Source organism: Ruegeria sp. E8 (genome assembly GCF_056533985.1).
In genome coordinates, this window is sequence record NZ_JBQFOY010000042.1 from 1 (window position 1) to 9,058 (window position 9,058).

The 9,058-nt window shown below is 51.8% G+C and carries 8 protein-coding genes; 4 read left to right on the plus strand and 4 right to left on the minus strand.

What is annotated here, in order from left to right:
• The 4 genes from ACR0LF_RS23380 to ACR0LF_RS23395 all read right to left on the minus strand — a co-directional run.
• The coding region (locus ACR0LF_RS23380) for a TRAP transporter large permease (RefSeq protein WP_480856494.1) at positions 1-1,131 on the minus strand (1,131 nt) is incomplete at its 3' end.
• Positions 1,128-1,598, minus strand: coding sequence for a TRAP transporter small permease subunit (locus ACR0LF_RS23385; protein ID WP_170609249.1), 471 nt, complete (start codon positions 1,596-1,598; stop codon positions 1,128-1,130). The genes ACR0LF_RS23380 and ACR0LF_RS23385, both read right to left, overlap by 4 nt.
• Positions 1,598-2,590, minus strand: coding sequence for a TRAP transporter substrate-binding protein (locus ACR0LF_RS23390; protein WP_170609248.1), 993 nt, complete (start codon positions 2,588-2,590; stop codon positions 1,598-1,600). The genes ACR0LF_RS23385 and ACR0LF_RS23390 overlap by 1 nt, the downstream gene beginning before the upstream one ends.
• A 59-nt stretch (positions 2,591-2,649) precedes the next feature.
• The gene (locus tag ACR0LF_RS23395; RefSeq protein WP_170609247.1) at positions 2,650-3,411 is read right to left on the minus strand and encodes a citryl-CoA lyase; all 762 of its coding nucleotides are present in this window, start codon (positions 3,409-3,411) and stop codon (positions 2,650-2,652) included.
• A gap of 138 nt (positions 3,412-3,549) precedes the next feature.
• Here ACR0LF_RS23395 and ACR0LF_RS23400 point away from each other — a divergent pair, with 138 nt between their 5' ends.
• The 4 genes from ACR0LF_RS23400 to ACR0LF_RS23415 form a co-directional block, all read left to right on the plus strand.
• Positions 3,550-4,101 (plus strand): MarR family transcriptional regulator, encoded by a 552-nt coding sequence (locus tag ACR0LF_RS23400; protein ID WP_170609246.1) that lies wholly within the window; start codon positions 3,550-3,552, stop codon positions 4,099-4,101.
• 85 nt (positions 4,102-4,186) lie between these two features.
• On the plus strand, positions 4,187-5,680 hold the full coding sequence (locus tag ACR0LF_RS23405) for an aldehyde dehydrogenase family protein (RefSeq protein WP_170609245.1): 1,494 nt from the start codon (positions 4,187-4,189) through the stop codon (positions 5,678-5,680).
• Positions 5,681-6,279: 599 nt separating this feature from the next.
• Positions 6,280-7,422, plus strand: coding sequence for a DUF6081 family protein (locus ACR0LF_RS23410; RefSeq protein WP_170609244.1), 1,143 nt, complete (start codon positions 6,280-6,282; stop codon positions 7,420-7,422).
• A gap of 566 nt (positions 7,423-7,988) precedes the next feature.
• Positions 7,989-9,058 (plus strand): ABC transporter substrate-binding protein (locus ACR0LF_RS23415; protein ID WP_480856495.1); only part of this gene is annotated, 1,070 nt, incomplete at its 3' end.

A 9,058-nucleotide genomic window follows, 5' to 3' on the forward strand; every position in this document is an offset into this window, starting at 1 on the left:
AACGAAAATGTTTAATCCAAGCGGTGGAGTGAACATGCCAATCGACAGATTCACTGTCATAATGATGCCAAGATGTATCGGGTCGATTCCCATGGTTATGGCAACCGGAACCAAGAGAGGGGCTAGTACCAGAATGGCGGAATTCGGGTCAAGCACGCAACCAACAGCCAAAAACAACAAGTTGACCAATATCAAAAAAGCAGCGGGATTCTCGCCTAGAGCACCCAGCACATTTGTAACGTGCTGAGGAATGCCGTTCACCGTCAACAGCCAAGAATAAGCACCCGCAGCGGCGATGATTAGCATGACCTGCGCCGTCAGCATGGCCGCCGACCCAGCGACAAGCAAAACATCGCGCCAAGTCGCTTCGCGGTAAACAAGAACTGACACAATGATTGCGTAAACACTAGCCAGCCCACCGGCTTCGGTGGGCGAAAATACACCCAAGTAAATGCCTCCAAGAACCAGTACTGGCGCACAAAGTGCCCAAAACCCTTCTTTGGTGGCCGACAAGAACGGCAAGCGCTCGGTCTTGTTTTCCTGGGTGCTTCGGTCAGTTACATAGAGATACGCCGACAAAATAGTTGCCAGTAAAAGTCCTGGCAAAATTCCGGCAATAAACAGTTTTGTGATGGGCTGTTCAGCTGCAATTCCGTACAGAATCATTGCCACCGACGGAGGAATGACTATTGCAATGGCGCCTGAAGACGTGATCAGCCCGGCGGCGAAAGATTTGTCGTATCCTTTGTCCAGCAACGGTTTATACAGCAGCCGTCCAATTGCGGCAACTGTTGCGGGTGAGGATCCCGAAATTGCACCAAAACATGTGCTTGCCCCGACCGTAGTCACGGGCAGTCCGCCCCGCAGGCCTCCAAACATCGACAGAACCCAATTGATGATCCGCCTGGAAATCCCGCCAACTCCCATCATTTCGCCGGCGAAAATAAAAAATGGAATTGCGATCAATGAAAACTTGTCCAGCGACCCGAACATGATCTGCTGCAACGCTACGATCGGCATTGAGGTGAAAAACACCATTGTAACGAGGACTGCGGCCATCAATGCAGCAAACACAGGTACGCCAAGAAAAAGAAGAACGACGGGTAGTCCGACGAGCGAAAGAAACATCATCTTGACTTCGCTCCGCGCCGTACAAGCTGAATCAGTCCGTAGGCGGATATTCCTGCAATCGCAGAAAAGCAGACAAGAAATGCGCTGTGTGGAAGCCACATCGGTATCTTGGCCGACACCGAGCTTTGAGACGAATACAAAAATATCTTAATGGCAGCCAGTGATGCGGTGACCGCGCCCAGACTAACCGCAAGCACAATGCCGTCCGATAGGAATGCAAGGACACGACGCCATCTGGAATCTGTCGCCTGTCCCAGCACATCGATCGTCAGGTGACCGCGATCGACTGTAACTGCAACTGCCGCCACCGCCACCACCCAGATGTTTGAATATATCAGAACCTCTTCGGCCCAGATAAGAGATTGGCCAAAAACATAGCGCAGCATAACATTTGAGAAGTTCAAAATGACGACCACAAGAAGAATTGCGGCCGCCACATTTCTAAAAACGGACTGGAGAAACGGCATCAATTCCGCACTGCAATGGCAGATAAGGCATCGTAGAATGCTCGCAATTCCGAATCCTGATCCAAAACACGATTGGTAGCTTTGAGCGCGAGGTCGTTCAGTAGTGCTTGTTCGCCAGCGGGTAACTCTGAAACGGTGCCGCCATTCTCAATCCAAGTCGAAACTGCTGCGGTATTTTCTCGGTCGGCCCACGCCGGCAGCTCTTTTTCAATAGCGCTGGCCTCTTCTCGAAGGATTTGCTGCAGATCAGGTGGTAGGCTGTCGAACCAAGGTTTGCTGACATACACCGGCACGGCGAATTGCGACAGCCTGGTCAAGGTTATGTGCGACGCAATGGTATGCATCTTAAATTTAGAGAATACGATCGGAAGTGAACTAACCCCGTCAATAGTACCCCGCTGAAGGGCCGGTGCAACTTCTCCCAAAGGCATTGGGATCGGGCTCGCGCCAAAGGCCGTCATTGGCTCGATTTCAAACGGCGATGCCAAGACTCGGATTTTCAGCCCTTCCAAGTCCGAGACCGAATTCAACTCGGTCTTAGTAAGAAAAGCCTGCGGAGCTGAACAGAGGATTGCCAGCGTTTCTATGCCAACATTCCGCATGATCGGAAAAACTATTTCGCGAAACTCTGGATCGGATGATGTTCGGCGGCAATGATCGAGATCCTGAAATAGCCCAGCGGCCGCAAGAACCGCGTTCCGCTTTTCGAGGCCGGAAAAGAAGAAGGACGGTGCGACTAGGCCTTCCAGCGTGCCGAATTGCAGCCCCTCGATCATTCGAGGTACGGTGCCAAGCTGTGCAGCAGGAAACAGCTCTACTTCGATACGGCCATTACTGCGGGCTTCGATGCGGGTTTCTGCCCTTTTCATCCATTCGTGCTGAATGTCATTGAGAGTGGGTGTGCCGATTTTCATCGTAAAATCAGCTGCAATCGCGGCGCTGGTAACGCATGTACTTGCAATTGCGAGGACTAGGGCTTTCAGAAGTTGCATGGTTTCTCCCTCGGTTACATTGCCGCTTTGGATCGTTCAGGATGCTTCAGGGTTAAGAGTTATCCCTCAGGGTCTTCATAAGGGATTTCCCCTGCAAACCGCATCAATGCAGGAGTAATAGGTTCCTGGTGCTCTTCCATGACATGGGCCACTAGTCCGGCGGCCCGCCCAACGACGGCCACACCACGCATTGCAGCAACTGGGAAATCGATCTCGCTCAGAATTGCACCAAGCGCGGCAGTGGCATTCATCGTGAAAATGCGTCCGCTGGCCTTGTTTAACTCGTCACCCAAAATCTGGATTAACTCAATGTAGTCGCCCTTAACGCCGGCATTTCTAGCGATCTCAAAAAGGCGCTCGGCGCGCGGATCCGTTGGGCTGTAGTATGGATGACCGAACCCGGGAAGCCGGTGCTTCTTCGCCCTAAACTGTGCGACAGTATCCTCGGCCCAAGCGCGCTTGTCAGTCGCCTGAATGCCTTCCTGCAAGAGTGCACCTGCGCCGCCAATTGTGCCTGCGAATTTGTCGCCGACCATCATAATCCCCGCCGCGACACCAACCTGGGGATTGTCGACCAGTGAATCGCCAACCAGACGCGCCACCAAAGCGGTCGGTGTCAGCCCATGATCCATTAGGATAACCAAGGCCGCGTCGAACACTTTCAGTTGCTGCTGCGTCGGCTTGCGCCCTGTCACAATGAAATAATACGCCTCTGCGAAAGACATATGTCCGACAACATCTGTCAGGACGTCGACACCTCTCATCTTCAGGTTTTCAGTGTCTGAGGTGGGGGTACCGATTTTAGTTCTGACGTTTCTCATGAGATGCCCAATGTGCTTTACTGCCGGTTCTGGGCAGTATTAATGATAAGAAACACCTATGTCAAATAGGTATTAAGTGGGTGGAAGTTTCTATTACAAGGCGATATGTTGAACTGCAGCAGATTAAGGTGAACCTAGATGGCAAATAAGAAAAGTTCTGATGTCAGCGAACTTACGGTGTCGTTGGATGAATTTGTGAGTGATGGAAAAGACAAGAAGTTTCGAGAATTACTGTCGGTAATGTATGGCTTTGCGAGTCGATTTCAGGGCATACGCAAGGAATTGGCGCGCAATCTGGAACTAAGCGTCACTGACTTTTCGGTCTTAATGGCCCTCTATACGGCCGAGGACGCCGAGGGATTGCGTGTAAGGTTGATTGCAGATCGTCTGCACATCGCTGCTGCGAATGTTACAGCTTCAATCAATAACCTAGAACGCGAAGGCTGGATCGAAAAACGGGAAGACTCCACAGATTCTCGCGCGCTTAACATTTCGCTCTCACCCAAAGGGCGTAAGGCGTTAGACAGTTTTACTATCAAGTTGCGTTCGGTGAATGACACCTGGTTCGCAGGAATAACTGAAGACGAATTTGTTCATGCGGAAAATTTCATGAGGCGCTTGATCGCACAGTATCAGTCCGCAATTTATGCTTCCAAGCTTGTGAATTGGGACAAGGCGATGAAGCCATAGCAAACAGACCCAGGAGGAAAGTGTTGACAAAAAATACCTATATAACATAGGTAATATGTGAACGCCGCGATAAATGGAGTCTCACATGTCGTTTTCACCTCGCCTCTCAGAAAAGGCGCAACTCCTGATTGAGAAACCAAAGTGTTTCATTGATGGCTCGTGGCAAGACGGTCTTGAAGCATCTGCAACCGTTTTTGACCCTGCGACCGGGGATGCGCTGCTGGATGTCCCGATGGCTAGCCCGGCACAGGCCCAATTAGCTGTGGATGCAGCGCGGAATGCTTTTGACGACGGGCGTTGGACGGACCTATCCCCGGAGGATCGCTCCCGAATCCTGCACCGGCTTGCGGATCTCATGCAGGATAATCGTGATGAACTTGTGTCTATCTTCGTGCAGGAGGGTGGATGCCCCAAGTCTCTGGCCGAGAGCTTGAATACAGATCTTCCAATCGAGCATCTTCGCTGGTTGGCCGACAAAGCCGCTACAGGGCCCGAAGGTGGGTGGGTTCAAGAGCTTGATCGCCACCCCTGGTCGGGAACCTCTGGGTTACTCCAGCGAGAGCCCATCGGTGTCGTTTCATCACTTTGCCCTTACAACGTTCCTTACATCGCCTATGTTTGGAAAGCTGGTGCAGCTCTGGCAGCGGGTTGCACAACCATTATCATGCCTTCGCCCCGTGTTCCCTTGACTGCAGTTGCCTTCACGCGTTTGGCCGAGCAGGCGGGTGTTCCTCCGGGAGTTTTGAACCTGATTCTAGGTGGACCGGAAGCCGGAAAGGTGCTGACCGAAGCGGATGGCGTCGATATGGTAACTTTCACCGGGTCCAATGCAGTTGGTGCCATGGTGACTTCCCAAGCCGCTGCGAGCGCGAAACGCGTTGTCCTGGAGTTGGGCGGAAAGTCTCCCAATATCGTACTTCCTGGGGTTAGTGCAAAGGATGTTGTGTCGGCATCTTTGCACCGTCTGTTCCGCAATGCAGGTCAGGGCTGTGCTGTAACGTCGCGAACTTTCGTGCCGCGGGAAATCTATGATGACTACGCTGAGCTTGCGGCTGAAGTCGTTGCCGAAATGAAGGTGGGCGACCCATGGCAAGATGACACTTGGGTCGGACCTCTGATCCGCGCAGAGCATCGTGATCGGGTTGAGGGTTTTGTTCAGCGCGCAATATCTGGAGGAGCCAAGATACTGGCTGGTGGGGGGCGCCCCGACATCGATAAGGGTTACTTCATGAATCCTGTGCTGTTGGGCAACGTTCAGATCACGGACGAAATCTGCCAGGAAGAACAATTCGGTCCGGTAGGTGTTCTGTTGCCATACGATTCTCTGGACGAGATGATCGCCCTTGCTAACAACACCCGTTACGGGCTGAACGCCAATATTTGGGGTGAGCATGACGAGGCGGTTAAAATCGCGATGAAGATCAATTCCGGAAATGTGACTATCAATGGTGGCGGTCCACTTCGTCCTGATGTTTCCTTCGGTGGTTACAAGCAAAGCGGTAACGGGGCAGAAATGGGTGAACGCGGTTTCGAGGAGTTTCTGGAATATAAGCATATCTCCTGGCCAGCAGCGAGCTGACCTTCGATTCCGAACCCGTTGTGAGTTTGCCTGGGAAGCTGGTCTTTGACTGGCTTCCTTTTCGGTCATTATGACCCCTTGGGTTTCTTGCAGAGGCAAGGAGGTCAAATGACCAATAGAGTTAGGCTTATTGCGTCAATTCATCGGTTTCTATCAATTCCTGTCAAAATGCCAAATCCAATCGGGATGCTATGAGCGTTCGACTGCCAAACGATATACCCAACAAAGGCTAATTGCTCTTTAACCCGGAAACTATGCTAGATGCGTTGACTTTTAAACCTATACAATATAGGTATATAAAATCCTCAATTTAGCTTCCGGAGTAGCACGAGCCCACCCACTTCATTTTCGATTCTCCCAAATAGACTGACCGGGCCACTACGCTGAGCGAGTCCGCCAGACAGGGTTTTGCAATTGAGATGCCGGGGATTTGAACACAGCTGAAGCGCCATTCGAAATGCAGCCTACGGCTGCGACAAACAATCATTTCCGATTGGAGCTTTGCAGGGTCATCTCCTGGGTTTGTTCAACTTGGTGCGTGATTGCGGTGATGAAACAAGCCGGTCGTCCGGTTCTTGATCTAGGGAGGAAACATAAACATGTTCACCAAACAGCTGACTAACCATAATTCGTCTCTTGGGCATCCGATTTCCATTGAGGGAACAAAGTCTAGCGCCATTCCGCAAAAAAGCGTCAAACGGGCGTCTATTTTTGGTGCAATGGCATTTGCCGGTGCCCTTGGGTTGGGCTCAGGATCTGCGTTTGCAGAGCAGGTGTGGGATGACTTTTCCAATGGCTTCAACGTTCAAGGTGCTGACGGAAGCGGGGCTGATAACGCTAAATGGACCTACTTCGGTGCCGGTCCGTTTGTCGGAAATGCAGGCGTGGAATCAGTGTCAGATGGAGTCCTGAACGTTATTACTGAGCCGACGATGACTCTGACAATGGCTCAGGAGGGATCGGACGAAAACACTGCTGGAATGCCCGGAGGATTTGATCACGTCAAATGGCTGACATACACCAACAGCGTTTCTTCAAGCGGCTTGCCCGGTTTCGATGCTAAAGATGGCGAGGTATTGTTCTGTGAAGGTGTGTTGGCCAGCCGCTCATTTGGCACAGAAAACCACCCGTTCGGGGATGCCGTTATCAATCACAATGACGACTTGCGACTTGCAGCAGCTGCCTTAAATACGATCGACCTAGAATCCTGGATGGTGTTTGACTTCTTTATCACCAACGAAACCATCTATGCGTTTTACGAACGACTACCTTATGGGCGTGACAAGCTGGGAAACTACGCTGCATTTACTTTCATGGTGCCGGTCGCCGAAAGAACGCCAGAAGACAAACATCGTCTTCGGATCAGTTATGACCGCGCAGCGGGCACGGTGAATTGGTTCGTTGAAGGAGAAGAGGTCTTCAAGGTAGATCGGGTTGGCTTTCTGCTCGACCGAGAGCACATGGCGATTGACCATGGGGGTGATGAGCCGAGCGAGCCGATTGTCATGAACCAGTTCAACTGTGGCATGGGTATATTTACTCTCCTGGATGCATCTTTGCCGTCGGGTAAGCCGCTAGTTCGAATCTCCAATGCTCCCGATTTCTACTTCGATCCGGCAAAAGGCCAGCCACATGCTGCAACTTTCGTCGATGAAGAAAGTGCCGCGGGAAGCCGGCTGTTTGGGCAGGGCGTGGAATTGAAGGTTTACGAATACTCGGCCGGAGCCACGCCCGCTCAATAAATGACTTACAGCTTTAGCCCATGATGGGTTGCAAACGCCGATCCTCTCTTCACAGGGGGTCGGCGAACTGATTTGAACCGATGATGCGTCGGCTTCATAATGGCGCCCCAATAGATTGCAGAAAATCTCTTCAATCAATTCAATAATCGCTACAAATGCACAAGAAACAGCCGAGATACGAGGCTTATTAAAGCAACGTACGTCTACTGCAGAATGACTTGGGATGCGGGCAAGTTGTTAAATGAATGCATTTTTTGTCGCTTGCAGATTTCGATTAAAATTGTTGACTCAATAACCTATGTTATATAGGTATAAATAATATCATACTAACCGCGAACAACGCTGGGTCATGGGCAGCAAATTCTGCCAAAGCCGCGCGCCAAGAGGAGGGCGACGCAGCGCAGGATCAGGTCGTGAGGGAATTGGCGCACCAGTCAAACTGAAGCCGAGATAACTCAGTTGTTCGCTAAGGGTAAAAGAGGTGTCGGCTGGGTTGGAAGTCACCCCCGACCAAGCTCAATGGAATATATGCACAAGGGTGCTGGGTGGCGACGACGGGAGGAAACATGTCTAAACTCAAAATCAAACCAAATCGCAGGAATTTTCTTACCGGCGCGGCGGCAGTAATTGCCAGCCCGGCGCTTCTATCGGCGACCAGAGCCTATGCGGCAACGCCAACACTACGGGTTGGCTATGTCACACCAACCACTGGGCCGTTGGCAGGTTTTGCCGAGGCTGATGAGTATATCCTAACGGGAATCAAAGAAGCTCTGTCAGGGGGCATAGAGAACAACGGTAAAAACTGGGCCGTTGAGATCATCGTTAGAGATAGCCAATCGAATCCAAACCGTGCCGCTGAAGTGGCTGCAGACCTGATCCTGGGTGATGAGGTAGACATTATCGTGTCAGCAGCAACACCCGACACGATCAACCCAGTTGCCGATCAGGCAGAGGTTAACGAAGTGCCATGTGTCACGTCGGTAGCGCCGTGGCAAGCTTACTTTTTTGGCCGCAATGGTGTGCCAGGCGAGGGTTTTTCCTCGACGTATCATTTCTTCTGGGGTCTTGAGGATGTCCTTGGAGCCTTCATGGACATGTGGGGTAGCGCCGGCGTCACGAAGACTGTCGGCGGATTGTTCCCGAATGACGCGGACGGCAATGCTTGGGGCGATCCTGAAAAAGGGTTGGCCAAACCTTTGGCAGCCAATGGCTACGAGTTGATCGATCCAGGTAGGTATCAACCTCTAACCGATGATTTCTCAAACATCATCGCGGCATTCAAGGCTTCTGGGTGTGAGATCGTTACTGGAGCTGTCATACCACCGGATTTTGCAACATTCTGGGCGCAGGCCGCGCAGCAAGGTTTCGATCCTAAGATCGTCACAGTTGGCAAGGCCCTGTTGTTCCCTTCGGTTGTCGAAAGCCTAGGGGACCGCGGTGATGGCCTGTCGTCCGAAGTCTGGTGGTCACCGCATCATCCTTTCTCGTCTTCACTGACTGGCGCGTCGTCCAGTGAACTGGCCAACGGGTATTCAGCATCGTTCGGGCGTCCGCCAAACACCTCCGAGTCGGTGACTTTCAAAAAGGTCGACAGGTTAACGAAGGCGTCAGCGTCCAGCCCGAATGCCAGCGTGCC

Bases quoted from the DNA above. Each gene is read 5' to 3' on its own strand.
- ACR0LF_RS23385 (WP_170609249.1), bottom strand. From the start codon at position 1,598: ATGCCGTTTCTCCAGTCCGTTTTTAGAAATGTGGCGGCCGCAATTCTT.
- ACR0LF_RS23390 (WP_170609248.1), bottom strand. From the start codon at position 2,590: ATGCAACTTCTGAAAGCCCTAGTCCTCGCAATTGCAAGTACATGCGTT.
- ACR0LF_RS23395 (WP_170609247.1), bottom strand. From the start codon at position 3,411: ATGAGAAACGTCAGAACTAAAATCGGTACCCCCACCTCAGACACTGAA.
- ACR0LF_RS23400 (WP_170609246.1), top strand. From the start codon at position 3,550: ATGGCAAATAAGAAAAGTTCTGATGTCAGCGAACTTACGGTGTCGTTG.
- ACR0LF_RS23405 (WP_170609245.1), top strand. From the start codon at position 4,187: ATGTCGTTTTCACCTCGCCTCTCAGAAAAGGCGCAACTCCTGATTGAG.
- ACR0LF_RS23410 (WP_170609244.1), top strand. From the start codon at position 6,280: ATGTTCACCAAACAGCTGACTAACCATAATTCGTCTCTTGGGCATCCG.